Genomic DNA, 26,229 nt, shown 5'->3' on the forward strand with positions numbered 1-26,229 from the left:
CTTTCGCTCTGGTGATGACGCAGACTCGCTGCCGGGGAATCAGGTGCGGCGCCTTCCGTGCCTGAGAATGAAGGAATGCGCCGTGCCGCTTCAACGACTTGTCATGCTGATCTTTTTCCTGCAGCCGATCGCCTTCGGCGCCTGGCTGCCCCGGATTCCCGACATTCAGGCGAAGCTGCAGCTCGGCACCGCCGATTTGGCGATCGCCCTGCTTGGCCTGCCTGTCGGCACGCTGCTGACGCTCTCTTTTGCGGGACGCGTCGTGTCGCGCATCGGCGGACGGGCGGCGATTATCTATGGCTTCGTCTTCTTCCTGGCTGTTGTCTCGCTGCCGGCTTTTGCGCCGACCGTCACATTGCTGTTCTTCTCGTTGATGATCCTCGGCGTTGCGTTGTCGACCGTCGAGCTCGGCATGAATGTCGAGGCCGACCTGACGGAGAAAGTCACCGGGCTGATCATCATGAGCCGGTCGCATGGCTTCTGGAGCCTCGGCATCATGTTTGGCAGTCTGCTCGGCGTTGGCGCGATCGCCATCGGCGCTGCGCCGCATTGGTCGATCCTGGCGATATCGGTGATCGTGCTGCCGATCGCGCTCATCGTCAGCACCCGATTGCCGAAACTGCCGGAAAGTCACCAAGCGGAGACTGCGGTGAAGAGCGGCTTCAAGCTTCCGGGACTGGCGCTGCTTGGTGTCTGTGCCTTCGTCTTCGGCGTGACCATGACCGAGGGAGCGATCGCCGATTGGTCGGCGGTCTATCTGCGTGATGTTTTTGGCTCAGAGGGAGCGCAGATGGGGCTGGGCTATTCGGTCTTCGCATGCATGGTGGCCGCCGGGCGGTTCAGCGGCGACTATCTGAAAGGCCGCTTCGGCGCGGTGGCGATCGCACGGGCCTGCGGCACCGCTTCGCTTGCTGGGATGGCGATCATCCTGCTGGCACCGGCAGCTCCCCTGGCGCTGATCGGATTTGCGGCTGTTGGCGTCGGCGTCTCGGTCGGCTTTCCGCTTGCGGTTACGGCGGCTGCAGCGCTGACCGACCGGCCGGCGGCCGCGAGTCTTGCGATCCTGTCCCTCGTCGCACTTCTCGGCTTCCTGATCGGTCCGCCGATCATTGGCTTCATCGGCGAATATTGGGGACTGAGGGCAGGGCTTGCGGTGCTGATCGTGCCGCTTTCCGTCAGCCTGATCTTCACCCGGATGCTGACGCCACGCAGCGGCGATGCGCAGAGCCGTCTTGTGGAACGCGAGGCTGTCTGAAGCCTGCAGTCTTTCTGTGGGTTTCCATCAGAGACGGGTAACAAAGACAGCGGCGAATCTGCTAGAGACGGCGGACAGATCTTAAAAGGAATTCGACTTGCAGGTTGGCATCGATATGGGAACGGCGTCCGGCAGCAGCCCGGCGACACTCGATATCGAGGAGCTGCTGGCAACCCGTTTGCTGGTGCAGGGCAATTCCGGCTCCGGAAAATCACATCTGCTGCGTCGGCTGCTGGAGCAATCTGCTCAATGGGTTCAGCAGGTCATCATTGACCCCGAAGGTGACTTCGTGACGCTGAGCGACCGCTTCGGCCATATCGTCGTCGATGGCGAGCGGACGGAGGCCGAGCTTGCCGGTATCGCCAACCGCATCCGTCAGCACCGTGTCTCCTGCGTCCTGACGCTGGAAGGGCTCGATATCGAGCAGCAGATGCGCGCTGCCGCTGCCTTCCTCAACGGCATGTTCGATGCCGACCGCGAATATTGGTATCCGGTTCTCGTCGTTGTCGACGAAGCGCAGATGTTCGCGCCATCGGTCGGTGGCGATGTTTCGGAAGATGCGCGCAAGATGTCGCTGGGCGCGATGACCAACCTGATGTGCCGTGGCCGTAAACGCGGCCTGGCCGGAGTCATCGCTACGCAGCGTCTGGCAAAGCTTGCCAAGAATGTTGCCGCCGAAGCCTCCAACTTCCTGATGGGCCGTACCTTCCTCGATATCGACATGGCCCGCGCCGCCGATCTTCTCGGCATGGACCGGCGCCAGGCGGAAATGTTCCGCGACCTGAAGCGCGGAAACTTCGTGGCGCTCGGTCCGGCATTGTCGCGCCGCCCGCTGCCGATCCAGATCGGCAATGTCGAGACGTCGGCGCGCTCGTCGAGCCCGAAGCTGATGCCGCTGCCGGATGCTCCGCAGGATGTCGAAGACCTGATCTTCACACCCGACCCCGAAGAGTTTCAGCGGCCGCTCGTTCGCCGCGCTCCGCCCGCACCACGCCCGACCACCGATATCCTTGCCGAACTGGCTCGCTCGGCACCAGCAGCGACGCCGGCACCATCCGAGCCGCGTAGCAGCCAGCCGGAGCTCTCGGCAGACGAGCGCGAAGAGCGCCTCTCGGCGGTCCTTGCCGAAATTCTCGACGATCCGGCCTCGGGTTTCCGCACGGATTCGGTGCTCTATCAGGAGTTCCTGGTGCGGCTGCGCATGCGCCGCGTGCCTGGTCCACCGATGCCGCTGCCGGAATTCCGCCGCCGCGTTGCGGTGTCGCGCTCCGGCGTCGATGCCGAGATGGCGTCAGGCGAAGCCTGGGCGACGGCGCTCTCGCTTTCAAACGGCGTCACCGACGACCTGCAGGGCGTGTTCCTGATGATGGCGAAGGCCGCAATCGGCGGCGAGCAATGCCCGTCGGATGCCCGGATCGCCCGCGCCTACGGTACCCACTCCGCCCGCCGTGCCCGCCGCCTTCTCGGTTATTTTGAGGAACAGGGCCTGATCGTCGTCCACACCGACTTCACCGGCAAGCGCATTGTCGCATTCCCCGATCTGCAGGCCGAGACGGCCCCGGGCTCGGCGGACGCGCCAGACGATGATGCGCTGAAGAGTGCCGCGGAATAATCTCGCTCAAACCCAAGTCTGAATGATCTCGGGGCTTGCATGGATGCAGGTGAGCTCGAGCCGCGTCGTGCCGATATTCTTGAAGCGGTGCGGCGTCTCGGGGTTGACGACGACGATGTCGCCGGGATTGGGGTCGAGCGTTTCGTTGCCAACCGTGAAGCGCGCCTGGCCGGAGCGGACGATCCACATTTCCGTGTAGGGGTGCGTGTGGAGTGCCGGCCCCTGGCCGGGTTCGCTGTCGATCAGGAAGACCGAGACGGGTGCGCCGAAATTTCCGCCTTCAAAGAGGATGGTGCGATTGGGGAACTGGTTCTGATCTTCGCGCGAGATGACGTGGAACATGATTTCCTCCTTGGATCGTGCGCCGGACTTCGCTATCTAAGTATCTTAGTGAGAAGATAATCCAATTTATCTTCTCGTCAAGATAAATTGGAGCTGTTGATGACGACGGAAGACCACGTTGACCGGCTGCGCGCGCTTTGGGCCGAGGAACTGCCCGATCTCGATACGGTGCCGATGAGCATTCTCGGGCGCATCTACCGGCTCTCCAATCTTGTGCGGCCGTCGATCGAGGCGACCTTCGCGGAGTTCGGTCTTGATCGCGGCGAATTCGATGTGATTTCGACGATCCGCAGGGCAGGGCCGCCCTACCGGATGATTCCCACCGATCTCTATCGCCTGCTGATGATCTCGTCCGGGGGGCTGACGCACAGGCTGGACAGGCTGGAAAAGGCGGGGCTGATCGAGCGGCGGCGGTCGGAGCAGGACAAGCGCAGCTTCGAGGTGGCGCTGACGGAAACGGGTATCGCTCGTGCCGAGGCTGCGTTCCGCGAAGACATGGCCCGCGAGCTCCGTCATCTGGATGTGCTCGACGAGGGTGAGCGGAGGGCGCTTGCCGGTCTGCTGCGCAAGCTTGCCGGTTCGATCGAGGCGGCTGGCGCAGACGCGGCGGAGCCAAATTCCGTTTGACAATCCCGTGACTTATCCCTAAAGACCGCGCCAGCACGGGGCAGCAATGTCCCGTGTTTCATTTGACATGTCCCGTGGATCTTTCCAGTTCGCGTAACCGGAAAATCCTGTCGGGCCTCCCAAAAGGGGGCCAAAGGAGGGCGTGTTTCCTTCGAGCGATCTGGCAACAGACCGTTCTAACACTCTGAAAGGAAATACGATGAGCAAGCGCGAATCGTCTAAGTACAAAATTGACCGCCGTATGGGCGAAAACATCTGGGGCCGTCCTAAGTCCCCGGTGAACCGCCGCGAATACGGCCCGGGCCAGCACGGTCAGCGCCGCAAGGGCAAGCTTTCGGACTTCGGTGTGCAGCTGCGCGCCAAGCAGAAGCTGAAGGGTTACTACGGTGACCTGCGTGAGAAGCAGTTCCGCGCAATCTTCGCTGAAGCCGACCGCCGCAAGGGCGACACTTCTGAAAACCTCATCGGTCTGCTGGAGTCGCGCCTGGATGCGATCGTTTATCGCGCCAAGTTCGTTCCGACCGTCTTCGCTGCACGTCAGTTCGTCAACCACGGCCACGTGACTGTGAACGGCGTTCGCGTCAACATCGGTTCTTACCGTTGCAAGGCCGGCGACGTCATCGAAGTTCGTCAGAAGTCGAAGCAGCTCGTAACGGTTCTGGAATCCGTCTCTCTCGCTGAGCGTGACGTTCCTGACTACATCGAAGTTGATCACAACAAGATGGTTGCGACCTTCGCTCGCGTCCCGACGCTCTCCGACGTGCCGTACGCGGTCGTCATGGAGCCGCATCTGGTGGTCGAATTCTATTCGCGTTAATCAACGCGAGGCGTTTTCGCATACGGAAAAGCCGCCTTACAGGGCGGCTTTTTTGTTCTCTGGAGAGAAGTCATGGTGGATTTGCAGGCAGTCCTCGACAGCATCTACAAGGAACTGACGCCGCGGATCGGCGAGGGCAAGGTTGCGGATTATATTCCGGAGCTGGCCAAGATCGATCCGAACCAGTTCGGCATGACGATCTCCACCGTCGACGGCAAGGTCTACAGCGTCGGCGATGCGGCGGTGCCTTTCTCGATCCAGAGCATTTCCAAGGTCTTCATGCTGACGCTGGCGCTCGGCAAGGTGGGCGAGAGCCTGTGGAAGCGCGTCGGCCGCGAGCCATCAGGTTCAGCCTTCAATTCCATCGTCCAGCTGGAGCATGAGGGCGGCATCCCGCGCAATCCCTTCATCAATGCCGGTGCCATCGCCGTTACCGATGTCGTTATGGCGGGACATGCCCCGCGCGAGGCGATCGGCGAGCTGCTGCGCTTCGTCCGCTACCTCGCCGACGACGAATCGGTGACGATCGACGAGAAAGTGGCACGCTCGGAAACGCAGACCGGCTACCGCAATTTCGCGCTCGCCAATTTCATGCGCGCCTACAAGAATATCGATCATCCGGTCGAGCATGTGCTCGGCGTCTATTTCCATCAATGCGCGCTGTCGATGACCTGCGAGCAGCTCGCCCGTGCCGGCCTGTTCCTGGCGGCCCGCGGCAGCAATCCGGTGACCGGCCATTCGGTGGTTTCGCCGAAACGGGCGCGGCGTATCAACGCGATGATGCTGATGTGCGGCCACTATGATGGATCCGGGGACTTCGCCTATCATGTCGGCCTGCCTGGCAAGAGCGGTGTCGGCGGCGGGATCTTTGCGGTGGCGCCGGGCGTGGCCTCGATCGCCGTCTGGTCTCCGGGGCTGAACAAGGTCGGCAACTCGCAGCTCGGCGCCGTGGCGCTGGAGATGCTGGCGGCGCGCACCGGCTGGTCCATTTTCGGCGATTGACGCTGTGTATGCCACGGGCTTTCTGCTAAAGGCAAAGCCTGACGATCTGGAAGAAACGATGAATATCGCAGCCACCATTGCCGATGCACTCGATGAAACCGCAGACGAAGGTGGGATCGGCCATGCGCTGTTTGCCGATGCGCCGCGTTCGGTTTCGTTCAACAAGCTGCGCAAGCGTCTGCTGCGCCAGATGCGCCAAGCCTTCGACGATTTCGATATGCTCAAGGGCCAGAAGCGCTGGCTGATCGGCGTGTCCGGCGGCAAGGACAGCTACGGCCTATTGGCGCTGCTGCTCGACCTGCAATGGCGCGGGCTGCTGCCTGTCGAACTGATCGCCTGCAATCTCGACCAGGGCCAGCCAAACTTCCCGAAACATATTCTGCCGGAATACCTGAAAAGCATCGGCGTCAAGCACCGGATCGAATATCGCGATACCTATTCGATCGTGAAGGAGAAGGTGCCGGAGGGGGCCACCTACTGTTCGCTCTGTTCGCGCCTGCGCCGCGGCAATCTCTACCGTATTGCCAAGGAAGAGGGCTGTGATGCGCTGGTTCTCGGCCACCACCGCGAGGATATTCTCGAGACCTTCTTCATGAATTTCTTCCACGGCGGGCGGCTTGCATCGATGCCAGCGAAGCTGCTCAACGACGAAGGCAACCTGATGGTTCTCCGGCCGCTTGCCTATTGCGCTGAGGATGACATGGCGAAGTTTGCGGCGGCGATGCAGTTCCCGATCATTCCGTGCGATCTCTGCGGCTCGCAAGACGGTCTGCAGCGTAATGCGATGAAGGACATGCTTGCCGATATCGAACGGCGGATGCCTGGCCGCAAGGACACGATGCTGCGCGCACTCTCGCATGTGAACCCGTCGCATCTTCTCGATCCGAAGCTCTTCGATTTTTCGAGCCTGATGGTCACGGAACCGTCACCGAAGAGCGAGTAACTGGGCGGAACGCTCAAACAGGGACTTATCATGACCTCGACAATTGATATCACGACGCTTTCCGATCTTCTTCGGCGGGCGGCGAAGGCCGAAATATTGCCGCGTTTCCGCAGGCTTAGCGCCGGCGATGTGCGCGCCAAGAGTGAGGCGACCGATCTGGTAACAGAGGCCGATGAGCAGGCCGAGCGGATGATCAAGGCCGAGGCTGCCAAACTTTGGCCTGACGCTTTGTTCGTTGGTGAGGAATCGGTCGCTGCCGATCCGGCACTGCTCGAGCGCTTGAAAGGTGCCGATCTGGCGATCATCGTCGATCCCGTCGATGGGACTTTCAATTTCGCGTCCGGCATTCCGGCTTTCGGCGTCATGGCATCGGTGGTGTCGAAGGGCGAAACCGTTGCGGGGATCATCTACGATCCGATGGGTGACGATTGGGTTCTGGCGGAGAAGGGTGGCGGCGCCTGGTTGAAGCGGCCGGATGGTGACACGGAGCGGCTGAAGGTTGCTGAGCCTGTCGAACTTGACCAGATGGTCGGCATGGCCTCGACCGGTTTCTTCGCCAAGGAAAAGCGCGCTGAAATCCTCGGAAATCTGGCCAAGGTGCGCTTTCTCGCCAACTACCGTTGCGCCGCGCATGAATATCGCGCCTTTGCATCCGGGCACGTGCACTATCTCTCGTACAACAAGCTGATGCCGTGGGACCATCTGGCAGGGACGCTGATCTCTCAGGAAGCCGGAGCCCATGCGGCGCGTTTCGACGGCACGCATTATCTGCCGCATCACGTCGATGGCGGATTGCTGATCGCGCCGGACAAAGCGTCCTGGGAGTTGTTGCGGAGAGAAGTTTTCACCGTTTAAGTGGCGAGGCCGAAAGCCTCGATCCATGCTCGATATATAGGAGGGAAAGCATATTTCCTCCCAAGCATTTTGATCACGAAACGGCCCCGCTTATCGAGCGGGGTTTTTCGTTTGGTCAGTTCGTCGAACTCGTGGTGATTTGGTCGACCGGCACTGCCGGCAGGTTCTGTGGAAGGGAGGCGATTGCGAACATCGCAAACGCATAAGCGGCAAATACGGACGCCGCGACGGTGGTCTTGATCATCTCTTGCTCCAACGTTGCCCTTAAAGAGTAACCCCAAAGAGCGATGGCAGCAAGGAATATGAACGCCAGATGAACGAAACGTCATCAATCCCATGCCGAAACGGTCTTGAACCGTGATTGGCATGGGCGCGTTGGTCCGGAACGACTCGCAAGGTGATTTGTTGAGTCGCATGTTTTGCGTGAGGTTGATGTCATGAAGAGCATCCCTGCATTTTCTCCAGTGCGTATCAGGCTCGGTGGGCGTTACCGAGTCGTCAAGACTGTTCATGACGCCTACCGCCTGATGGTGACGGAGTGGCCGTTGAAGGAAGGACCTGCACTGTATCGTGCGGAGGTTACCTGTCTCGACGCCTTCAATGGTTTGGCGGATGCCGGCGAGGCCCGGAAGAAATTTCTGGTGGCCGCTACAGAAGCGCACCTCATTGGGTGATTTTGGCGCTCCACACGCAATAGTTTTCGCCAAATCACGCTCTGCCTTTATGCGAGCACAATTGAGGTCTATATACCGGCGCATCGAACTTGCCTGTTGAGCTTCGTTTTTGCGCTTCGAGCGCCCGAGCTAATCTTTCCTCTCAAATCGATCACACACCGACGGCGTGCGCCGGGCGGTAATATCAATGCGATTGAAAGGAAATCGTCATGAACAATGGAATCGTCAAGTTTTTCAATTCCGCCAAGGGCTTCGGCTTCATTCAGCCGAGCGACGGCTCGCCTGACATCTTCGTTCATATCTCGGCCGTCGAACGGTCGGGCATGAGCAACCTCGTTGAAGGTCAGAAGATCACTTTCGACGTCGTGCGCGATAATCGCAGCGGCAAGAATGCTGCAGAGAACCTCGCGACTGCATAACACTACCGTCTTCGACCTTTGACCACGGATGTACTGGCACTGGTCTTCAGACGATCGGGAGGCTGGGTTTTCGCCCAGCCTTTTTTCATTGATCCAATATTGAGAGCCATGATGAAAAAGACAAATGCAGACTTGCTTCTTCGCAGAGCCGAACGCCAGGTTGCCAACACCAGCGGCGGCGGCCATCTCGGCGGCACGAATTTCGGTCAGGCCTACGATGCAAAGACATCGTCGGTAAAGGGCGACAAGAGCCGCAAGCCGATGGGCAAGCGATAAGCTTCGCCATCAGTGCCGCAATCAAAAAAGCCCGCCAATCCGGCGGGCTTTTTTTATTAGAAGTGCGCAGTACCAGGATCGAGCTGCGGGCTGTCGCCGGGATGGGTGAAGAGCTTGCCTTTTTCGGCCCAGAGCGTTGCGGCAACGCTGATCGCACCGAAGACGGCAAAGCCTGCGAAGAGCGGCTGGACTGTGCCATTGAATAGCTGGCCGACGCCGCCGCCGAGAAGGGCACCGAAAGTCGTCGACACGAAGCCCGTGATCGCTGTTGCCGTGCCGGCCAGATTGCCCATCGGCTCAAGGCTGATTGCCGTGAAATTGGTGGCGATCACCGCAAACAGCATTAGCAGCACCGTGAAGAGGGCGTAGTCGAGCGCGAAATTGACTGTGCCTCCGAGCGCCATGACGAAGCCGAAAGCAGAGATGACGGTAAAGAGAAGCACCGCTGCATGGGAAATGCGGCGCATGCCGAAGGTGCGGACAAAAAAGCCGTTGGCAAAGTTGGCGACGGCGATGCCACCGGCGGTCGCCGCAAACGCGATCGGCAGCCAGTCGCCGAGGCCATAGACCTCGCCGAATACCTGCTGGACGGAGATGACATAGGCGCTGATGACGCCGGTGAACATCGTGAGACCGATCATGTAGCCGCAGGTAATGCGGTTGGTCAAAACGGTCTTGAAGCCATTGCCGACGGCGGCAAACGAGAGCGGTATGCGCTCCTCGCGCGGCAGCGATTCCTTCAGCCGGGCGGCTGCCCATATGAAAAGGATCGAGCCGACGAGACCGAGCAGTATAAAGATCCAGTGCCAGTTGGCATAGCTGATGATCAGCTGGCCGACCGACGGGGCGACGATCGGCACGATCATGAAGACGATCATCACGAAGGACATCACGCGTGCCATTTCGCGGCCACCGAAGCAGTCACGGACGATCGCCATGCTGGTGATGCGCACCGCTGCACCGCCAATACCCTGGACGAAACGCATGACGAGCAGCATTTCGAAGCTCGAGGTCGCGGCCGCGCCGAACATCGCAAGCACGTAGACGGCGAGACCGCCAAGCAGGATGTTGCGGCGGCCGAAGGCATCGCAGAGGCTGCCGAACAGGATCTGCGACACACCGAAGCCGAAGAAGAACACGGCGATGACCAGCTGGGCGTCGTTGGTATTAGTGACGTTGAGCGAATGGCCGATGGCCGGCAACGCCGGCAGCATGCTGTCGATCGCCATCGCAACGCTCGCGGTCATGATCGCGATGGTGATGACGAATTCGGCAAAGCCCATGCCGATGCGGGCCGAGCCCTGGTTTTCGATGTGCGTCGTATGATCCGCCGCCATAATGAAGTCCCCCAAAGAAAATGCTGTCCGGCTGCCTAGACAGCCGGATTGTGAGGCTGGAAAAGCCGTCCCTTTTCGGCAATCAGCACGAAGCCGAGACCGATGAAGGCGACGGTGAAATAGCCGATAACCATCGGCAGCGCCGTGCCGTTGAATGCCTGGCCGATGGCCGCACCGATAGCTGCACCGCCGATGGTGCTGGTGAAGCCGAGAACCGATGATGCGGTACCGGCGACATGGCCGAGCGGCTCCATCGCCAGCGAATTGAAGTTCGAGCCGATCCAGCCGAACTGGAACATCGCCAGCCCGAACAGACAGATAAAGACCGGGAAGGGCGTTGGCTGCGGACCATAAAGCTGCACCAGCAGCCAGATGGTGTTGACGATGATGAAGCCGACGAGCGAGGCATGCGACAGCCGCCGCATGCCGAAGCGGCCGACGAGACGCGAATTCAGGAACGATGAGAACGACATGAAGATCGCAACGCCGGCAAAGGCGAACGGGAAGTAGACCCCGAGATCATAGATGCCTACATACACCTGCTGCGCCGAGTTGATGAAGCCGAACAGCGCGCCGAAGACGACGGTGGTCGCCAGCGTGTAGCAAAGGGCGCTGCGATTGGTGAGCACCAGCTTGAAGCCGCCGATAACGGATTTTGCGGTGAACGGGCGGACATTGGCGGGCGCCAGCGTTTCCGGCAGCCGGTTATAGGCCCAGATCAGGATCAGTGTCGCCATCGCGCCGATGAAGACGAAGATCATGTGCCAGGTGGAAAACAGCATGACGAGCTGGCCGGTGCCCGGTGCGATCACCGGCACGATCATGAAAGTCATCGAGATCAGAGACATCACTTCGGCCATCTGGCGGCCGCCATAGATGTCGCGGACGATCGATATGGTGATGACGCGGGTGGCCGCAGCGCCGATGCCCTGGATGAAGCGAAGCACCAGCAGGCCGCCAAAGGACGGGATCAGCGCAATGCCGAAGGCGGAACAGATATAGATGACGAGGCCCACGAAGAGCGGTTTGCGGCGGCCGAAACGGTCCGATATCGGGCCGAAGAACAGCTGCGCCAGACCAAAGCCGAAGAGATAGGCTGAGACGACGAACTGGCGGTGATTTTCGCTTTCGACCCCAAGATTGGCGCCGATCTGCTGGAGGGCGGGAAGCATGACGTCGATGGCGAGAGAATTGACGGCCATCATGAAGGCAGCCAGAAAGATGAACTCTCGCTTGCCCATAGGTGTTCGACCCGCGGCAACGGTGGGAGAGGTGTCCGTCACTTTAGAAATTCCCATAAACAGGCCAAGGCGCTGTTCAGCACAGCGCCTCGGACTCAAATCAAATCAGGTTTGGAAACCGGACGGACGCCCGGTGCCCGGTCAGGAGGCGGCGCGAACCGCGACGCCGTTTTCCTGCAGATGCTGCTGCAATTCGCCCGCCTGGAACATTTCCCGGACGATGTCGCAGCCGCCGATGAACTCACCCTTCACGTAAAGCTGAGGGATCGTCGGCCAGTTGGAGTAATCCTTGATGCCCTGGCGGATTTCCGAATCGGCGAGCACGTTGATGCCCTTGTAGTCGACGCCGATGTAATCGAGAATCTGGACGACCTGGCCGGAGAAACCACACTGGGGAAACTGCGGCGTGCCCTTCATGAAAAGGACCACGTCGTTGCTCTTGATTTCGTTGGCGATGAATTCGTTGATGCCGCTCATGGGACTTAATCCTTTCAACAGGCGGGTTAAAGGCCCACCGTTTCAATCGTTTGCTTTAGATAGCATGCGCCCGATCAAATTCCAGCAGTCAATGCCAAAAAAAGACCAATCGTAAGCATGCTAGGTAATGTTGTTGCGCTTTCGTTACGCCGCTGTCTTCAGCGGCTGCGCTGCTTGGTGCGGACGGCTGCGGTGCGGCGCTTGCTGACCTGTTTCTTGGCGGTCTTGCGCGGGGCGGCAGCCTTCTTGAACCGGCCAGTGGTTGCCGAGCGCGTCTGACGTTTCGTGCGCTTCGTCGTGTTGCTTCCGCTGGTCTTCTTCAGGATTTCCTTGAGAACGCTTTCGACCACGCCGTTGACAAGTTCCTTGATAAGATCGGCCATCCAATACCCCCTGCGACACAAACCGGTTCCTCGGCTATTGAATTCCGGATGTTTTAGGTTAGCAAGCGGAGTTCGCGTCCGTTCGTGCTTTTTCCGCCTTATTTGGCGTGCAAGGCGGCGGCCGATGGCGCCATGGGGGCTTGCCGGAAAGATAGTGATGGAACTGATCAGGAAGCGGGTGGTCCTGCATTTCCCGGGCTTCGAGCCGCTGGATGGACGCGCGCAGCGGGCGCGCTACGAGCGCTCCGCCAAGCAGAGTGCTGCGGCGTGGAATTACGCGGTCGAGACGGGAGACGCGGAAACATCCGATTATCCTCTGCGCTTTACCGTTCATGCCAATGCGCCGGCTTGGCAGACCGAAAACACGATCCACATCTTCGACCACGACGAACTCGTCCAGTCGCTTCGCAATAAGCCTTTGGCGCGGCGGATGGCGGATGGATTTGCCGCGGCAGCGAGGATTATCGCCGATGGCGCAATGACGGGCTATTTCCGCCACGCCTGGCGTTTCGGCCTGTTCTTCATCTTTCCCTTTCTGCTGATGATGCTCGGCATGCTGCTGACTGCCGCCATCGCGCTTCTGCCCGTTGGCGCCGGTTTTGCCGCATGGCATCTGGTCTGGAGTCTGCCGCTTGCCGGCATCTTCTTTGCCTTCGTGTTTCTGCCGTTCACGGAACGGTTCCATACGCTGCACCTGTTTGCCGATTGGGAGATGGCCGTCGGGCTCGGGCACATGAACAGGCCGCAATTCCAGGACTTTCTGGAGCGCTGTGCTCTGGCCGCGCGTGCGGCTCTTGCGGAAGAGGCGGACGAATATGTCATCTCATCGCACAGCATGGGCTCAAGCGTGGCTGCGCATGTTCTCGGGATGCTGCTCGAGCGCGAGCCGGGTCTGCTCCATGGCAAGCGCGTCGTTTTTGCCTCGCTTGGCTCCGCGGTGCTGCAATGTGCGTTGCTGAAGTCTGCCACCCTGTTGCGGTCGCGCGTCGGCGCCATTGCCCGAAATCCCGCGGTCTTCTGGCTCGACGTTCAGTGTCTGACGGACGCGATCCATTTCTACAAGGTTCCGGTCGTCGCCGTTTCCGGTCACGGTGATGCGCCGCAGGCAAAGATGCTGTTCATCCGCGTCAAACAGATGCTGACGCCCGAGCACTACAAGAAGATCAAGCTCGATTTCCTGCGGGTGCACCGGCAATACGTGCTTGGCCCTGATTTGCAGGCGTCCTTCGATTTCACGCTGCTGACTTCTGGGCCGCTGGCGGGAACGGTGATGGCTGATGGGGCGTTGAAGTCGGGGCTAGCAGAGATCAGCTAACGGAAAAGTTGGTGATCGATGCGGAACAACTTGAAATCCGATGCCGATGGATTGTTGATCTGGATCAGTCCCGGCCAGGAGCCGCCTTGCGCAAGCGCAGCATAGACCGGCGCTTGGCTGGCGTCGACCGGTAGCGGAAACGCACAGACGGCGACATAGTCAAAAGGAGCGGCTGCTTCTCTTCGGATTTCGCTGTCTGCCGACGTGAAAAGTTCGAACATGCGCTTCATCCCGGGCGACGCACGGTGAAATGGAAGCGCTGCGACCGAGAAACCCGGAGGCAAGGCGAACGCAAGCGGAAGCGAAAGCCCGGCCGGAACGGCGATCTTGCCCGGCGCGACAGATGACAGAACCGAGAAATCCTGGCCCTCACACTCGCTGTAGGCCATGTAGTCGATCGCGTCGTAGCTCTGTTCCTGGGGCGGGAAAACCAGACGGAGTAACAGCGCGATCGCGATGACCGATGCCAAAGCGGCGCCGACGAGGCGCTGAGCCTCCTTGCCGTTTGGCCCAAAGCTCTCGGGAGCGGTCACTATTTGCAGTGCGTACGGCAGAAAAAGCGGTACGAAGGCGAAGGTAAATCTGATGTTTCGGGTCTGCAGCAGTGTTATCGCGAGACTGGCGACGGCAATTGCAAAGACGATGACAAGACCGGCATTTCCTCGCCGGGCGGCTTGAAGAATGGCCGGTAGTGCCGCAATGGCGATACACACGAGTACGCCAAGCATCATCAGGATCGTGAACTGCGGATGCTGGAAATAGTAGATAAAACTGAATTCCTGCGGAACGCGGTCAAGCCAGTCGTGACGCGACAGCGGATCGATCATCCAGTAGGGGCCGGATAGACATCTCGGGAAGATGTAGGCGGTCACGCCCAAGAATGCGCCGCCCATTGCTGTAAGGGCAGCAATCTTGATCGGTGCTGTCTGCCGATGCAGCACTAAACCGCCGATCAGCAAGATCGATGAGCAGCCGAGCGCCAGAACGATATAGGGAGCTGAGAAGGAATCGCATTGTGTCGATCGTATTGCCGCAGGTCCGATGAATGCGAAGGCTGCGGGCAACGTCAACAGCAGGATCGTGGCTGCCGCGCCGAGAAGAACATCCCGGGATTCGGCGATCTGAAAGATGAAGCAGCCCACCAGCCCCAGGAATGCGACGGCGATCAGCGGCAGACCCTCAAGGCCGACGATGATGCAGATCATCGTCCCGATGCCCATCAGAATTCCACCGCCTCGGCTCCAGCGCTCCAGGCCGACACCGATCATCAGCAAGCCCAGGATCTGCATGTTGTGATGGTCTATGCGCGTGGGAACGAACTCCCAGATCGCATAGGTCATAAAAACGATACTGACGACGAGGATCGGATAGCTGATGACGACGCCGCTGCGCATCTGCCGGGAGAAGAACATGGCCGTCAGAGCGCTGAACCCGACGAGCATCACTGGCGGCCAGATATGGAATGCGATCTGGAGCGCGTGCTCCGGTCCTAATGCCGGCGAGAGCAGATAGGCAATCGTCACAAAGGGGAGGTCGATCAGCCGCGACCAGGGCGATGTGTAGGGCTCCGGCGTTGCGATCACCGGCAGACCGAGATCAAACCAGTGTCCGCCACCGAGGAAAAGATGACGGATCTGAAGTTCCCGCATCTTGTCGTCGATATCGCCGAGAAACGCCTGACCGTCGGCCAGATCCAGGAGGGCGATGATCAGGCTGAGCGGCGCGATGATCGCAAATACTCTCAGCCAGGAAGAAGAACGGTCGCTACTCTCTGCCTCAGCTGCAATGCCCGGGAAACCAGAAGTCATGCCAATATCCGCCGCTCTCGTGTGCGGGGGAATTATGGACGGCAGACGATTAAAATTGCGCTAGGGCGCGGAAGGGGCCGAAAAAGAAAATGCCCGGCTTGGCCGGGCATCCATCTGTCTTATTCCGGCGCCGAGGTCTGAAGCGCCAGGGCATGCAAGATGCCACCCATATTGCCTTTCAGCGCCTCGTAGACCATCTGGTGCTGCTGCACGCGGCTCTTGCCGCGGAAGGCTTCAGCAACGACTTCGGCAGCGTAGTGGTCGCCGTCACCCGCCAGATCACGGATCGTCACCTTGGCACCGGGGATCCCGGACTTGATCATGTCTTCGATGTCGCCGGGTTTCATGGGCATGATCGATTTACTCCTTGCGCATCATTCGGCAGCGGCAAGCGCGTTGCCGCCGTCCATGAATTCAGGGAACCACGATTCATGGGCATTGCGCAATTGCTGAATGGGCAGCGAGATCAGATCGTCGATAACAAGGTTCTCACCGGAAACAGAACCAAGGCGGCGGAACGGTATGCCGGCACCTTCGGCATTAGCACAAACGAAGTTTGCGACATCGGCCTTGACCGCGATCACATAGCGGGCCTGGTCTTCGCCGAAGAGCAGGGCATGGGCGGCACCCTTGCCCTCTGACAGCGTGACATTGAGGCCCTTGCCCGACGACATTGCCATTTCGGCAAGCGCCAGTGCCAGGCCGCCAGACGAAATATCGTGGCAGGCGGAAACCTGGCCGTTGCGGATCGCGGAGCGGACGAAGTCGCCGTTGCGGCGCTCTGCAAAGAGATCGACCTCCGGCGCCGGACCATCGGTGCTGCCGATGATGTCGCGCAGGTAGATCGATGAGCCGAGATGGCTGCCGTCGGTGCCGATCAGGATCAGCTGGTCGCCTTCGGTGGCGCTGCCGATACGGGCCATGGACTTCCAGTCGGGCAGCAGGCCAACGCCGGCAATGGTCGGGGTCGGCAGGATGGCGACGCCGTTGGTCTCGTTGTAGAGCGAGACATTGCCCGAGACGATCGGGAAGTCGAGTGCGCGGCAGGCTTCGCCGATGCCCTTGATGGATTCGACCAGCTGGCCCATGATTTCGGGCTTTTCCGGATTGCCGAAGTTCAGGTTGTCGGTCGCAGCCAGCGGCTCGGCGCCGGTGGCGGTGATGTTGCGCCAGCATTCGGCAACAGCCTGCTTGCCGCCTTCGAACGGATCGGCCTCGACATAGCGCGGCGTGACGTCCGAGGAGAAGGCGAGCGCCTTGGTCGGATGGCCCTCGACGCGGACGACACCGGCGTCGCCGCCCGGCAGCTGCAGCGAGTTGCCCTGGATCAGCGTGTCATACTGCTCGTAGACCCAGCGGCGGCTCGACTGATTGGCGGAGCCGACGAGGTCGAGCAGGGCCTTGTTGTAATCGGCGGGTGCTTCGATGAGTTCGGCCGGGAGCGGCGCGCGCTTGCCGGATTCGCGCCATGGGCGGTCGTATTCCGGAGCCTGATCGCCGAGATCCTTGATCGGCAGGTTCGCGACTTCCTCGCCCTGGTGGACGCAACGGAAGCGCAGATCGTCGGTGGTCTTGCCGACGATGGCGAAATCGAGGCCCCACTTGACGAAGATCGCCTTGGCGACCTCTTCCTTCGACGGTTCGAGAACCATGAGCATGCGCTCCTGGCTTTCAGACAGCATCATTTCATAGGCGGTCATCTGCTCTTCGCGGACGGGAACCGTGTCGAGGTCGAGCAGGATGCCGAGATCGCCCTTGGCGCCCATTTCGACGGCCGAGCAGGTGAGGCCGGCGGCACCCATGTCCTGGATGGCGATGACGGCGCCTGTTTTCATCAGCTCGAGGCAGGCTTCCAGCAGGCACTTCTCGGTGAAGGGGTCGCCGACCTGAACGGTCGGGCGCTTTTCTTCGATCGACTCGTCGAATTCGGCCGATGCCATGGTGGCACCGCCAACGCCGTCACGGCCGGTCTTGGCGCCGAGATAGACGACGGGAAGGCCGACGCCTTTGGCTTCCGACAGGAAGATGGCATTCGACTTTGCAAGGCCTGCAGCGAAAGCGTTGACGAGGATGTTGCCGTTGTAGCGGGCATCGAATTCGACTTCACCGCCGACAGTGGGGACGCCGAAGGAATTGCCGTAGCCGCCGACACCGGCGACGACGCCGGAGACGAGGTGGCGGGTCTTCGGGTGGCTCGGCTCGCCGAAGCGCAGCGCGTTCATCGCCGCAATCGGGCGGGCGCCCATGGTGAAGACGTCGCGCAGAATGCCACCGACGCCCGTCGCCGCACCCTGGTAGGGCTCGATGTAGGACGGGTGGTTATGGCTTTCCATCTTGAAGACGACGCAGTCGCCGTCATCGATATCGACGACACCGGCATTTTCGCCCGGACCCTGGATGACGCGCGGTCCCTTGGTCGGCAGGGTGCGCAGCCACTTCTTCGAAGACTTGTAGGAGCAGTGCTCGTTCCACATGGCCGAAAAGATGCCGAGCTCGGTGAAAGTCGGCTCGCGGCCGATCAGATCCAGAATCCGCTGATATTCATCCGGCTTCAGGCCGTGGCTGGCGATGAGTTCGGGGGTGATCGGGCGGGTATTGGATATGGTCATGAGCTCTCGAAAGTCCCTGCCGTTGCGCGTTTTGGGGTGTCTTTAACCCAAGTTGGCGCGGCGCGCGACAGGAAAATGCCCGCCGTCAACAAAGACGGGACGGAGCGCCTTTCGAAGCGGCAAGTGCCTAGAATTTGTAGCCCAGCTGCAGGCCGGCGCGCGTCATGCCGTTGTTCGGGCCGTCGCAGAGATTGGCATGCGAGGAGTGGGCGATCTGGGCCATGACATTCCAGTGATTGTCGAAACGGTAGCCGGCGCCGATATATTCGTGAAACAGCACACGGCAGCCAAGCGCCGGGCCGTCGTCGTTCTCATCCAGTTCACCCGTGTGGATGACGCCGCCGAAACCCGCTTCGGCGAAGACCTTTTCCGAAAAGTCGGCGGTCCAGGAAAAGCCGGTGAAGACCTGTGTTGCCGATCCGGATGTGCCGATCGACGTTCCCAAATGGATGCGCGGGCGGGCCAGTTTCTGCAGGCCGGTGGCCTCGTCGTGGCCAAACGGATCGAAGAACAGCGTCAATTCAGGGAAGACGCCGTCCTCATGTTCGCTGCCGCCCTGGATGGAGGCCGAGGCGCCGAAGCGCAGTTCGTCGAATATCTGATCCTGCGCATGGGCGGGGAGGCTCGCTGATCCGGCAATGAGAATGGCGGCTGCAGATGCTGACAGGAAACGCAACGCCACTTTACGGATACAAGCGTCCATAGGCTGTCCCTCGCGCCCATCGAATCACAGCAACGGCTGATGACCGATTGGAACTCAGCGTGAGGCGCCGGTAAAGAGGCCCCTAAAATATGACAGGGTTCGGCATTGCGCTGGCGCGGAAATGCAACAGGTCACACTTCGCTGTCATAGGACGAGACGCCGCTTTCCAGCAGGCGGCGGAGGATCATCATTCCCTTGGCAAGCTCGGCGCTGCCGCCCGGCGATGAGAAGGCAACGCGGACACGGTGGAACACGCGCTCCGAGCGGGCCGCCTTGAACTCGTCCTCGTCATCAACAAGGACGCCTTCCTGATAGGCGGCATTCTTGAATGTGCCCGAGAGCCAGGGTTCCGGAAGCTTCAGCCAGAGGAAAGGCACATGCGGATGCGACACGAAGTCGAAGCCGCCGAGGTGTTCCCTGACAACGGCCTGGCGCGATGCCAGCTCCTTGACGCAGGCGGCGCGAATACGCTCCGCTTCGCCGCTCTCGACAAGACGGGCCGCGGTCTCCGCCAGAATGAAGGGCAGGCCGCCGGTTATCATCTTGTGGGTGACCTTGATACGCTGGGCGAAATGCGGCGGGCAGGCGACCCAGCCGCCGCGAACCCCGGCTGCGACCGACTTCGACAAGCCGTTGACGAGGAAGGTGCGCTCGGGCGCCAGTGAGGCCAGCAACGGTGCATCGTCTCCGGTCATGCCGCCATAGAGATCGTCCTCGATCAGCCAGACACCGTGGCGGCGGGCAATGTCGGCGATGGCCACGCGGCGCGCGGCGGGCATGGTTGCGAGCGTCGGATTATGGGCAGTCGGCATCAGGAAGGCGATCTTCGGGTGCTGCTGATGGCAGACGCGCTCGAAATCGTCGGGGATGACGCCGTGCTCGTCGGAATCGACGATGATGGTGCGGCGGCCGAGAATGCGGGCGCTGCGGCTGACCTGCGTGTAGCTCAGGTTTTCGAAAACGATCTTGTCACCGGGCGCAGACATCGCGGAGATCACGGCGATCGCGGCAGCATGGACGCCAAGCGTCGGCACGATGTTTTCGGCATCCGGCGTCCAGCCGTTGCGCGCAAGCCATAGGCGTCCGGCAGTGAACCAGTTCGCGGGGAAGTGCCGCGAGTAGGACGAGACCTCGGCCATGTGCTGTTCGCCGATCTCACCGAGAATGCCGCCAACGATCTTGCCCTGGCCAAGGTCTGGCGCTGCTGTCGTGTCGAAGCGGATCTTGTTTGGCGGCGCATCGATGGCACGCGTACCGCCAAGCGATAGCGTCAGCGGATCGGCCTGTTCGTTGGGCGCCACCTGCGTGCGATCGAGAACGTAGGTCCCGCGTCCCACTTCTCCGGCAACCAGTCCGCGTTCATGCACCAAGGCGTAGGCCCGGCCGATCGTGCCGATTGTCACCCCGATATCGTAGGCGAGATTGCGTTGTGGCGGAAGCTTGCCGCCGGCGGGCAGGGCGCCGCTGGCAATGGCGGATTCGATGCTATCAGCCAGCCGCATATAGACCGGACCGGAGCCGCGTGAGAGATCAGGGAGCCAATTTGTCATGGTGACAATGAATAGATTGTCACCGTCGCCCTGTCAACATTATGAGACATTACCGCCAGGTAAGATGACAGGAGAGCGGCGATGTCGATAGTACAGCAGATCAAGGGTGATATTGTGCCGATTGTGTCGGTCAATGGTCCGCACGTGATCGTTCCCCGGGTCGAGACGACTGGTCAATCTTGGCTCCAGCGCATGTGGAATGGATTTCTCGTCTGGCACGAGAAGCGCGAGGGAAGACGTGCCCTGCGCGAACTCACAGCCGATCAGCTCAAGGATATCGGGCTATCGCAATCGCACGCCGCACGTGAAGTCGGAAAATCCACCTTCTGGGACTGATCAGCTGCAGGCCTTGCTGCCTGACGACCAGCGATTGACGTCGGCGGCAATGCGGGCAGAGACCGGCTGCGACATCATGGGGCCGAAGGCCTGCAGCTTGGCAGGGTTGCCTTCGGCCTGCACGACGAGATGCGGCAGTCCGGCCGGGCTGTTCTTGTGCACGACCAGAATGCGCGGGCGGCCGGAAAAGGAATTGAGTTCCGGTGCCAGGCGGTAGGTGGCGAAGGATGCATCGCCCGACTTGAACCAGCAATTATTGGCACCGACAGCGACGCGTTCCATGGTGGAGAGCGCGTCGCGGTTTGCGCTGACGGGAGGCGCCTTGGACTGGCAGGACGCAGCCAGCATTCCGATGACAGCAAGAGCGGCGGCAGCCGTGAAGGTGGTCGCAATGCGCATCGGTGGTCTCCCGTGGTGGTTTAGACCCACCTGATATCCGGCGAAGGTTAAGCGGCGATTACGTCGAGCGCCGAAGCGAAGAGACCGCGCCCGTCGGAGCCGCCATGAGCTGCTTCGATCAGGTTTTCCGGATGCGGCATCATGCCGAGAACATTGCCGCTCTCGTTCATCACGCCGGCGATGTCGTTGATCGAGCCGTTCGGGTTCGTGCCTTCGGCATAGCGGAAGACCACCTGGCCGTTGCCTTCGATCTTCGCCAGCGTCTCGGCGTCGGCGAAATAGTTGCCGTCGTGATGGGCAACGGGCGAGCGGATGATCTGGCCCTTGGCATAGGCGCGGCTGAAGTCGGTATCGGCGTTGACGACCTCAAGCTTGACTTCGCGGCAGACGAATTTCAGCGAGGCGTTGCGCATCAGCGCGCCGGGCAGGAGGCCCGCTTCGACGAGAATCTGAAAGCCGTTGCAGACGCCCAGAACCTTGGTGCCCTGCTTGGCCTTCTCGATGATCGCCTGCATCACCGGCATGCGGGCAGCAATGGCGCCGCAGCGCAGGTAATCCCCGTAGGAGAAGCCGCCCGGAATGACGATCAGATCGACATCCGGAATCTGGGTTTCTGTCTGCCACACCGTTACCGGCGCGTGACCGGAGATCTTGGTGAGCGCAGCGATCATGTCACGATCGCGATTGAGACCAGGGAGCTGAACGACGGCGGACTTCATGGGTGCGGTTCAAACCTTGCTTGTGCTTCTGCGAGTTCTCGAAGTTCTAGGCGATTTTCAATGCGATCAAGACGATCGAGAACCTGCCCCATCGTCCCGCGCATATTGTTGATGTCGCCTTGCATCACATGCATGTAATTTCGGAGGCCGATGATTTCCTGACGCACATCGCGCTGCCCTTCCTTGAAGGTGGCGATCTCTGCTTGAATCTTTCTCAAGACTTCAAACAGCAATTCTTGCGTCAGCTCAGCCATCGCGCATTCTCCGCAACCTTCAGTCGAGAGAAATAGTATAATTCTCGATAACGGTGTTGGCGAGGAGTTTTTCGCACATCGCTTTCAGGTCGGATTCGGCCTTGGCCTTGTCCGCACCTTCGAGTTGCAGGTCGAACACCTTGCCTTGGCGGACATTGCCGATACCAGCGAATCCAAGGCCGCCAAGAGCGCCTTCGATTGCCTTGCCCTGCGGGTCGAGGACGCCATTCTTGAGCGTGACGGTTACACGAGCTTTGATCACTTGCCTGTCTTCCCTGACTTACTTGACCAATACAGGCCCGGTGCCGCGCACGGGCTCGTTTTCATTGATGATGCCGAGGCGCCGTGCGACTTCGGAATAGGCTTCCAGCAAGCCGCCCATATCGCGGCGGAAGCGGTCCTTGTCCATCTTTTCCTGCGTTTCAATGTCCCACAGACGGCAGCTGTCCGGCGAGATTTCGTCGGCGAGTATGATGCGCATCATGTCGCCTTCGAAGAGGCGGCCGCACTCGATCTTGAAATCGACGAGCTGGATGCCGACGCCAAGGAAGAGGCCGGTCATGAAGTCGTTGACGCGGATGGCAAGCGCCATGATGTCGTCGAGTTCAGCGGGGTTGGCCCAGCCGAACGCGGTGATGTGCTCTTCCGAAACCATCGGGTCATCGAGCGCATCGGACTTGTAATAGAATTCGATGATCGAGCGTGGAAGGACGACGCCCTCCTCGATGCCGAGGCGCTTGGCCAGCGAACCGGCCGCAACGTTGCGCACGACGATCTCGAGCGGAATCATCTCGACTTCACGGATCAACTGCTCGCGCATGTTGAGGCGGCGAATGAAATGCGTCGGGATGCCGATCTTGTTCAGATGGTTGAAGATGAACTCGCAAATGCGGTTGTTGAGAACGCCCTTGCCGTCGATAACTTCGTGTTTCTTCTTGTTGAAGGCGGTGGCGTCATCCTTGAAGAACTGGATCAACGTACCCGGCTCCGGTCCCTCATATAGAATCTTGGCCTTGCCCTCGTAGATACGGCGGCGACGGTTCATTTTAAGCTTTTCTCTGTCTTGGCGCTCTTGGGATAGCGCAGTGGATCGATCTCGTGGCGTCCCCATAAAGGAAAAGAGTCACTTTCACAATGCGCCAGTAACTCCTTCCCCGGATTCCCAAGATATAGGGATGCGGTCTGAGAGAATCGAAGATATTGCGGATATCAGCCTACAGAATTTTGATGACTGTTGGAAATCAAAGCCGTGGGACGCGCCGGTTATGCAGGCTTATTTGGTGGCGTTGCGCTTGATCTCGCGGCTAAGGCCGCTTTGCAGCGCCCGCGCTCCGCCTTCCTGATGGCGCCAGCTTGCCGCCTGGACATAGGCCGGAATTTGCGCTGCGGGCATTGGCCGGGCAAGCGCGTAGCCCTGCAGCACGTCGCAGCCGAGATCAGCGAGAATGCGGACGTGATCCATGGTCTCGACGCCTTCGGCCGTCACCAGGATATTCAGCGAACGGCCGATATCGATGATCGAGCGCACCAGTTTGCGCTGTTCGGCCGATTGCGGCAGCATGCGGATCAGCTCGCGGTCGATTTTCAGCGTCCTCGGGCTGAGCTTCAGAAGGCTGACGATCGAGGCGTGACCGGTTCCGAAATCGTCGATCTCGATATCGATGCCGAGCCTGCGGAAATGCCGGAGGTTGGCGATCACGGCGTCGTCGCAGTCATCGAGCGAGATCGATTCCAGCAGCTCGAAGGAGAGCGTGCCTGGAGCAACCTTGAGGGCGCGCAGTTTCTTGCCGAGCGCCGGATCGTTGAGACGGCTGGACGAGACGTTGACCGAGATTTTCGGCGCAAGGAATCCGTCCTTTGCCCAAACGGCGCGGTCGGCGAGGGCATGTTCGAGAATGAGCCCGTCGATCGTCGAGACGACGTCGAGATCCTCAGCGATCTTCAGGAAGCGGTCAGGCGCCATCAGTCCGTGTTCGGGATGCTGCCACCGCGCCAAGGTCTCGACGCCGGCGACTTCGAGCGTGCCGGCATGGAACTGCAGCTGGTAGACGGGTACGAATTCGTGGCGTTCAAGGCCCTGCAGGATTTCGTCTGCGAGCCGTTTGGCGGCGATGATGCTGCGGCGGGCATCCTTGGAGAAGAATTCATGCCGGTTCCGGCCGGCACCCTTGGCGCGGTAGAGGGCGATATCGGCGTTCAGCAGGAGCTGCTTGGCGTCCAGATCGGCGCCGCTGTCAGCGGCTATGCCAATGCTGGCGCCGAAGCGGCATTCATGGCCTTCGTAGCGGATCGGCTTGGAAAGCTCGCGGATGATGCGGGCGGCCATATTCGACAGCTTCTTCGTGCCGCTGTCGATGGCGCAGAGAACGACGAATTCATCGCCGCCGATACGCGCGACGAAATCGGTTGCGCGGACGCAGTCCTTCAGGACTTTTGCAGCGTGTTTCAGCATCGCGTCGCCGGCGCGGTGGCCAAGCGTGTCGTTGATCTGCTTGAAGCGGTCGAGATCGATATGCAGCACTGCAAGCGTCAAACTGCCCTTGCGGCATTCCTCGGCGCGCTCTTCGAGCGTCCGGTCGAGATAGCGGCGGTTCGGCAGGCCGGTCAGATAGTCGTGGAGGGCGAGATGCTCGATGCTTTCCTTGGCGGCTTCGAGTTCCTGGTTGCGCGCCTCGGCGAGGTTCTTGGCATTCTGCAGATCGTTGCGGAGCTTAACCTCTTCCGTGACGTCCCAATTGGCGCCGATCAGCTTGCGCTTGCCTTCGGCATCGACGAAGAAAGCGGAGCGGGCGCGAATGACGCGCTCGAGGCCGTCGGCCCTGATGATGCGGAACTCGTGCAACAGGCCCTGGTCCTTGTCGAGGCTCTCGTCCAGCTTGGCGAGTGCAGTGGTCCGGTCATCGGGATGCAGCATCTGTTCCCAGGCTTCGCCGGGCTGGATGCGCGCCGTGCCTTCGAGGCCGTACATGGTGAGAAGCCGGTCGTCCCATTCGACGGTGCCGGCCTCGAGATCAGCTTCGAAGACGCCGATGCGGGTGATGTCGAGCGCCAGATCGAGACGGCGGGAGAGATGCTCCAGCATCTCCTCGGCGCGCTTGCGGGCGGTGATATCGGTGTCGGTGCCGACGATGCGGGCAGGATTGCCGTCCTCATCCCACTCGACGCAGGCGCCGCGGCATTCGATCCAGACCCAATGCCCGTCCTTGTGCCGCTCGCGATACTCGAACACCTGGTATTCCGGGTCGCCGGCAATCTGCCGCTCGATCGCCTTTATCACGAAGTCGCGGTCATCGGGGTGGAGGAGGGCCAGCCACTCCTCATAGTCGCCGTTGGCTTCTTCATCCGGGCCCATGCCGCGGATTTCTTTCCAGGTCTCGGAATAGTATTTCGTGCCGTTGCGATGGTTATGATCCCAGACGCCGAGCCCCGAGCCGATCAGGGCGTAGTTCCAGCGGCTTTCGCGTTCTGCCAGATCCGGCGTATCGCGCACTTCGAGCCGCCGCTTGTCCGCCGGCTTGGCGGGCTTCAGCTCTACGGTTGCCGGATGGTCTTGTCTGGATCGCTTCAAATGCGCGCACTCGATTCATTCGCCTCGGCGCATTATCGTAGCGTTCACTGAAATATCTATTAAAACTCAGGGGTGCCGCGTGGTCAGGGCTTCAGTTTCGACAGAAACTGCGCAAAGACCATCGTGCCCTCCGGCCACGGACCGTGACCGGACTCGGCGTTGATATGTCCGGACTCGCCAGCATCGATCAGCATCGAACCCCAGCTGGCGGCGATATCGTCGGCATGCTCGTAGGTACCGAACGGATCGTTGCGGCTGGCGACGGTGAGTGTCGGGAACGGCAGCGGATCGCGCGGATAGGGGCCGAATGTCATCAGGTGCTTCGGGCGGATATCCGGATTGGCGACATCCGGGGGAGCGACCAGAAACGCGCCAGCCACCCTGTTCTTGAATTGCGGGATCGCATGGATCACGGAGGGGATGCCGAGCGAGTGGGCGACGAGCACGACCGGGCGCGTGGAGGCGTTGACCTCCTCGGCGATGCGGGCGGCCCAATCGTCGCGAACCGGCTTCGACCATTCCGCCTGTTCGACACGGCGCGCCGTGCTGAGCTTTGCTTCCCAGCGGCTCTGCCAGTGATCGGGGCCGGAATTGGTGTAACCGGGGATGATGAGAATATCTGCGTCTGAAACCTTCATGATGCCGCCGATGTGAGAAAGCTTGACCCGTCTGTCAAGGGAAGACGGGACAAAGGCGGCAAAATTTGTT

General features: G+C 60.5%; 30 protein-coding genes. 12 read left to right on the forward strand and 18 right to left on the reverse strand.

Features of this window, described 5'->3' with window-relative positions:
* Positions 1-67: 67 nt before the first annotated feature.
* Positions 68-1,255 (forward strand): MFS transporter, encoded by a 1,188-nt coding sequence (locus AC1DJO_RS03135; RefSeq protein ID WP_477969225.1) that lies wholly within the window; start codon positions 68-70, stop codon positions 1,253-1,255.
* Between the two features lie 97 nt (positions 1,256-1,352).
* A complete protein-coding gene (locus tag AC1DJO_RS03140; RefSeq protein ID WP_477969014.1) occupies positions 1,353-2,867 on the forward strand; it encodes a helicase HerA domain-containing protein in 1,515 nt (504 codons plus the stop codon).
* A 6-nt stretch (positions 2,868-2,873) separates the two neighbouring features.
* Here AC1DJO_RS03140 and AC1DJO_RS03145 read toward each other — a convergent pair whose 3' ends face one another.
* Positions 2,874-3,209 carry a cupin domain-containing protein gene (locus AC1DJO_RS03145; RefSeq protein WP_477969016.1) on the reverse strand — a complete coding sequence of 112 codons (336 nt, stop codon included), beginning with the start codon at positions 3,207-3,209 and terminating at the stop codon, positions 2,874-2,876.
* Between the two features lie 99 nt (positions 3,210-3,308).
* Between AC1DJO_RS03145 and AC1DJO_RS03150 the strand changes: the two genes are divergently transcribed.
* From AC1DJO_RS03150 to AC1DJO_RS03170, 5 genes are all read left to right on the forward strand, one after another.
* A complete protein-coding gene (locus AC1DJO_RS03150; RefSeq protein ID WP_112516300.1) occupies positions 3,309-3,836 on the forward strand; it encodes a MarR family winged helix-turn-helix transcriptional regulator in 528 nt (175 codons plus the stop codon).
* Positions 3,837-4,035: 199 nt separating this feature from the next.
* Positions 4,036-4,653, forward strand: a complete 618-nt coding sequence (rpsD, locus tag AC1DJO_RS03155) for a 30S ribosomal protein S4 (protein WP_112387245.1) — start codon at positions 4,036-4,038, stop codon at positions 4,651-4,653.
* 72 nt (positions 4,654-4,725) lie between these two features.
* Positions 4,726-5,655: a glutaminase gene (locus AC1DJO_RS03160; RefSeq protein WP_112387246.1), complete on the forward strand. Its 930-nt coding sequence runs from the start codon at positions 4,726-4,728 to the stop codon at positions 5,653-5,655.
* 58 nt (positions 5,656-5,713) lie between these two features.
* Positions 5,714-6,598, forward strand: coding sequence for a tRNA 2-thiocytidine(32) synthetase TtcA (gene ttcA, locus AC1DJO_RS03165; RefSeq protein WP_477969018.1), 885 nt, complete (start codon positions 5,714-5,716; stop codon positions 6,596-6,598).
* Between the two features lie 30 nt (positions 6,599-6,628).
* Positions 6,629-7,453: an inositol monophosphatase family protein gene (locus tag AC1DJO_RS03170; RefSeq protein WP_477969020.1), complete on the forward strand. Its 825-nt coding sequence runs from the start codon at positions 6,629-6,631 to the stop codon at positions 7,451-7,453.
* Positions 7,454-7,568: 115 nt separating this feature from the next.
* Here AC1DJO_RS03170 and AC1DJO_RS03175 read toward each other — a convergent pair whose 3' ends face one another.
* Positions 7,569-7,697, reverse strand: a complete 129-nt coding sequence (locus AC1DJO_RS03175; protein ID WP_310300038.1) for a hypothetical protein — start codon at positions 7,695-7,697, stop codon at positions 7,569-7,571.
* 193 nt (positions 7,698-7,890) lie between these two features.
* Here AC1DJO_RS03175 and AC1DJO_RS03180 point away from each other — a divergent pair, with 193 nt between their 5' ends.
* The 3 genes from AC1DJO_RS03180 (at position 7,891) to AC1DJO_RS03190 (ending at position 8,822) form a co-directional block, all read left to right on the forward strand.
* On the forward strand, positions 7,891-8,127 hold the full coding sequence (locus AC1DJO_RS03180; RefSeq protein WP_112387249.1) for a DUF982 domain-containing protein: 237 nt from the start codon (positions 7,891-7,893) through the stop codon (positions 8,125-8,127).
* Positions 8,128-8,336: 209 nt separating this feature from the next.
* On the forward strand, positions 8,337-8,546 hold the full coding sequence (locus tag AC1DJO_RS03185; protein ID WP_112387250.1) for a cold-shock protein: 210 nt from the start codon (positions 8,337-8,339) through the stop codon (positions 8,544-8,546).
* A 111-nt stretch (positions 8,547-8,657) separates the two neighbouring features.
* Positions 8,658-8,822 (forward strand): hypothetical protein, encoded by a 165-nt coding sequence (locus tag AC1DJO_RS03190; protein ID WP_310300036.1) that lies wholly within the window; start codon positions 8,658-8,660, stop codon positions 8,820-8,822.
* 56 nt (positions 8,823-8,878) lie between these two features.
* Here AC1DJO_RS03190 and AC1DJO_RS03195 read toward each other — a convergent pair whose 3' ends face one another.
* From AC1DJO_RS03195 to AC1DJO_RS03210, 4 genes are all read right to left on the reverse strand, one after another.
* A complete protein-coding gene (locus AC1DJO_RS03195) occupies positions 8,879-10,159 on the reverse strand; it encodes a multidrug effflux MFS transporter (RefSeq protein WP_477969022.1) in 1,281 nt (426 codons plus the stop codon).
* Between the two features lie 35 nt (positions 10,160-10,194).
* Positions 10,195-11,400: a multidrug effflux MFS transporter gene (locus tag AC1DJO_RS03200; RefSeq protein ID WP_477969227.1), complete on the reverse strand. Its 1,206-nt coding sequence runs from the start codon at positions 11,398-11,400 to the stop codon at positions 10,195-10,197.
* Between the two features lie 141 nt (positions 11,401-11,541).
* Positions 11,542-11,877, reverse strand: a complete 336-nt coding sequence (gene grxD, locus AC1DJO_RS03205; RefSeq protein ID WP_112539239.1) for a Grx4 family monothiol glutaredoxin — start codon at positions 11,875-11,877, stop codon at positions 11,542-11,544.
* Positions 11,878-12,035: 158 nt separating this feature from the next.
* Positions 12,036-12,260 (reverse strand): hypothetical protein, encoded by a 225-nt coding sequence (locus AC1DJO_RS03210; RefSeq protein ID WP_112539238.1) that lies wholly within the window; start codon positions 12,258-12,260, stop codon positions 12,036-12,038.
* Positions 12,261-12,417: 157 nt separating this feature from the next.
* Here AC1DJO_RS03210 and AC1DJO_RS03215 point away from each other — a divergent pair, with 157 nt between their 5' ends.
* Positions 12,418-13,575 carry a hypothetical protein gene (locus AC1DJO_RS03215; protein WP_112387255.1) on the forward strand — a complete coding sequence of 386 codons (1,158 nt, stop codon included), beginning with the start codon at positions 12,418-12,420 and terminating at the stop codon, positions 13,573-13,575.
* Here the strand turns inward: AC1DJO_RS03215 and AC1DJO_RS03220 are convergent.
* From AC1DJO_RS03220 to AC1DJO_RS03240, 5 genes are all read right to left on the reverse strand, one after another.
* Positions 13,572-15,383 carry a hypothetical protein gene (locus AC1DJO_RS03220; protein ID WP_112387256.1) on the reverse strand — a complete coding sequence of 604 codons (1,812 nt, stop codon included), beginning with the start codon at positions 15,381-15,383 and terminating at the stop codon, positions 13,572-13,574. The two genes, AC1DJO_RS03215 and AC1DJO_RS03220, sit on opposite strands and share 4 nt — an antisense overlap.
* 119 nt (positions 15,384-15,502) lie before the next feature.
* The gene (locus tag AC1DJO_RS03225) at positions 15,503-15,736 is read right to left on the reverse strand and encodes a BolA/IbaG family iron-sulfur metabolism protein (protein WP_112387257.1); all 234 of its coding nucleotides are present in this window, start codon (positions 15,734-15,736) and stop codon (positions 15,503-15,505) included.
* Positions 15,737-15,757: 21 nt separating this feature from the next.
* The gene (gene purL / locus AC1DJO_RS03230; RefSeq protein WP_477969024.1) at positions 15,758-17,992 is read right to left on the reverse strand and encodes a phosphoribosylformylglycinamidine synthase subunit PurL; all 2,235 of its coding nucleotides are present in this window, start codon (positions 17,990-17,992) and stop codon (positions 15,758-15,760) included.
* Positions 17,993-18,119: 127 nt separating this feature from the next.
* On the reverse strand, positions 18,120-18,695 hold the full coding sequence (locus AC1DJO_RS03235; RefSeq protein WP_112387259.1) for an acyloxyacyl hydrolase: 576 nt from the start codon (positions 18,693-18,695) through the stop codon (positions 18,120-18,122).
* A 131-nt stretch (positions 18,696-18,826) separates the two neighbouring features.
* Positions 18,827-20,245 carry an aminotransferase-like domain-containing protein gene (locus tag AC1DJO_RS03240; protein WP_310300024.1) on the reverse strand — a complete coding sequence of 473 codons (1,419 nt, stop codon included), beginning with the start codon at positions 20,243-20,245 and terminating at the stop codon, positions 18,827-18,829.
* 81 nt (positions 20,246-20,326) lie between these two features.
* On the opposite strand from AC1DJO_RS03240, the gene AC1DJO_RS03245 reads away from it, so the two are divergent.
* Positions 20,327-20,581 carry a DUF1127 domain-containing protein gene (locus AC1DJO_RS03245; RefSeq protein ID WP_477969027.1) on the forward strand — a complete coding sequence of 85 codons (255 nt, stop codon included), beginning with the start codon at positions 20,327-20,329 and terminating at the stop codon, positions 20,579-20,581.
* Here AC1DJO_RS03245 and AC1DJO_RS03250 read toward each other — a convergent pair whose 3' ends face one another.
* From AC1DJO_RS03250 to AC1DJO_RS03280, 7 genes are all read right to left on the reverse strand, one after another.
* A complete protein-coding gene (locus AC1DJO_RS03250; RefSeq protein WP_477943041.1) occupies positions 20,582-20,980 on the reverse strand; it encodes a hypothetical protein in 399 nt (132 codons plus the stop codon).
* Between the two features lie 47 nt (positions 20,981-21,027).
* Positions 21,028-21,699 (reverse strand): phosphoribosylformylglycinamidine synthase subunit PurQ, encoded by a 672-nt coding sequence (gene purQ, locus AC1DJO_RS03255; protein ID WP_112516160.1) that lies wholly within the window; start codon positions 21,697-21,699, stop codon positions 21,028-21,030.
* On the reverse strand, positions 21,696-21,953 hold the full coding sequence (locus tag AC1DJO_RS03260; RefSeq protein ID WP_112516161.1) for a hypothetical protein: 258 nt from the start codon (positions 21,951-21,953) through the stop codon (positions 21,696-21,698). Before AC1DJO_RS03260 ends, purQ begins: the two co-directional genes overlap by 4 nt.
* A 19-nt stretch (positions 21,954-21,972) precedes the next feature.
* Positions 21,973-22,215 carry a phosphoribosylformylglycinamidine synthase subunit PurS gene (gene purS, locus AC1DJO_RS03265; protein ID WP_112387265.1) on the reverse strand — a complete coding sequence of 81 codons (243 nt, stop codon included), beginning with the start codon at positions 22,213-22,215 and terminating at the stop codon, positions 21,973-21,975.
* A gap of 18 nt (positions 22,216-22,233) precedes the next feature.
* Positions 22,234-22,998 (reverse strand): phosphoribosylaminoimidazolesuccinocarboxamide synthase, encoded by a 765-nt coding sequence (purC, locus tag AC1DJO_RS03270; RefSeq protein WP_112387266.1) that lies wholly within the window; start codon positions 22,996-22,998, stop codon positions 22,234-22,236.
* Positions 22,999-23,226: 228 nt separating this feature from the next.
* Positions 23,227-25,482 carry a sensor domain-containing protein gene (locus AC1DJO_RS03275; RefSeq protein WP_477969229.1) on the reverse strand — a complete coding sequence of 752 codons (2,256 nt, stop codon included), beginning with the start codon at positions 25,480-25,482 and terminating at the stop codon, positions 23,227-23,229.
* A gap of 122 nt (positions 25,483-25,604) precedes the next feature.
* Positions 25,605-26,159, reverse strand: coding sequence for an RBBP9/YdeN family alpha/beta hydrolase (locus AC1DJO_RS03280; protein WP_477969029.1), 555 nt, complete (start codon positions 26,157-26,159; stop codon positions 25,605-25,607).
* Between the last annotated feature and the right edge of the window lie 70 nt (positions 26,160-26,229).

It is taken from the genome of Rhizobium sp. 05N430, from assembly GCF_056396985.1.

Coding starts and splice junctions, on each gene's coding strand:
- AC1DJO_RS03135 (WP_477969225.1), top strand. CDS start 68: ATGAAGGAATGCGCCGTGCCGCTTCAACGACTTGTCATGCTGATCTTT.
- AC1DJO_RS03145 (WP_477969016.1), bottom strand. CDS start 3,209: ATGTTCCACGTCATCTCGCGCGAAGATCAGAACCAGTTCCCCAATCGC.
- AC1DJO_RS03150 (WP_112516300.1), top strand. CDS start 3,309: ATGACGACGGAAGACCACGTTGACCGGCTGCGCGCGCTTTGGGCCGAG.
- rpsD (WP_112387245.1), top strand. CDS start 4,036: ATGAGCAAGCGCGAATCGTCTAAGTACAAAATTGACCGCCGTATGGGC.
- AC1DJO_RS03160 (WP_112387246.1), top strand. CDS start 4,726: ATGGTGGATTTGCAGGCAGTCCTCGACAGCATCTACAAGGAACTGACG.
- ttcA (WP_477969018.1), top strand. CDS start 5,714: ATGAATATCGCAGCCACCATTGCCGATGCACTCGATGAAACCGCAGAC.
- AC1DJO_RS03170 (WP_477969020.1), top strand. CDS start 6,629: ATGACCTCGACAATTGATATCACGACGCTTTCCGATCTTCTTCGGCGG.
- AC1DJO_RS03175 (WP_310300038.1), bottom strand. CDS start 7,697: ATGATCAAGACCACCGTCGCGGCGTCCGTATTTGCCGCTTATGCGTTT.
- AC1DJO_RS03180 (WP_112387249.1), top strand. CDS start 7,891: ATGAAGAGCATCCCTGCATTTTCTCCAGTGCGTATCAGGCTCGGTGGG.
- AC1DJO_RS03185 (WP_112387250.1), top strand. CDS start 8,337: ATGAACAATGGAATCGTCAAGTTTTTCAATTCCGCCAAGGGCTTCGGC.
- AC1DJO_RS03190 (WP_310300036.1), top strand. CDS start 8,658: ATGAAAAAGACAAATGCAGACTTGCTTCTTCGCAGAGCCGAACGCCAG.
- AC1DJO_RS03195 (WP_477969022.1), bottom strand. CDS start 10,159: ATGGCGGCGGATCATACGACGCACATCGAAAACCAGGGCTCGGCCCGC.
- AC1DJO_RS03200 (WP_477969227.1), bottom strand. CDS start 11,400: ATGGGCAAGCGAGAGTTCATCTTTCTGGCTGCCTTCATGATGGCCGTC.
- grxD (WP_112539239.1), bottom strand. CDS start 11,877: ATGAGCGGCATCAACGAATTCATCGCCAACGAAATCAAGAGCAACGAC.
- AC1DJO_RS03210 (WP_112539238.1), bottom strand. CDS start 12,260: ATGGCCGATCTTATCAAGGAACTTGTCAACGGCGTGGTCGAAAGCGTT.
- AC1DJO_RS03215 (WP_112387255.1), top strand. CDS start 12,418: ATGGAACTGATCAGGAAGCGGGTGGTCCTGCATTTCCCGGGCTTCGAG.
- AC1DJO_RS03220 (WP_112387256.1), bottom strand. CDS start 15,383: ATGACTTCTGGTTTCCCGGGCATTGCAGCTGAGGCAGAGAGTAGCGAC.
- AC1DJO_RS03225 (WP_112387257.1), bottom strand. CDS start 15,736: ATGCCCATGAAACCCGGCGACATCGAAGACATGATCAAGTCCGGGATC.
- purL (WP_477969024.1), bottom strand. CDS start 17,992: ATGACCATATCCAATACCCGCCCGATCACCCCCGAACTCATCGCCAGC.
- AC1DJO_RS03235 (WP_112387259.1), bottom strand. CDS start 18,695: ATGGACGCTTGTATCCGTAAAGTGGCGTTGCGTTTCCTGTCAGCATCT.
- AC1DJO_RS03240 (WP_310300024.1), bottom strand. CDS start 20,245: ATGACAAATTGGCTCCCTGATCTCTCACGCGGCTCCGGTCCGGTCTAT.
- AC1DJO_RS03245 (WP_477969027.1), top strand. CDS start 20,327: ATGTCGATAGTACAGCAGATCAAGGGTGATATTGTGCCGATTGTGTCG.
- AC1DJO_RS03250 (WP_477943041.1), bottom strand. CDS start 20,980: ATGCGCATTGCGACCACCTTCACGGCTGCCGCCGCTCTTGCTGTCATC.
- purQ (WP_112516160.1), bottom strand. CDS start 21,699: ATGAAGTCCGCCGTCGTTCAGCTCCCTGGTCTCAATCGCGATCGTGAC.
- AC1DJO_RS03260 (WP_112516161.1), bottom strand. CDS start 21,953: ATGGCTGAGCTGACGCAAGAATTGCTGTTTGAAGTCTTGAGAAAGATT.
- purC (WP_112387266.1), bottom strand. CDS start 22,998: ATGAACCGTCGCCGCCGTATCTACGAGGGCAAGGCCAAGATTCTATAT.
- AC1DJO_RS03280 (WP_477969029.1), bottom strand. CDS start 26,159: ATGAAGGTTTCAGACGCAGATATTCTCATCATCCCCGGTTACACCAAT.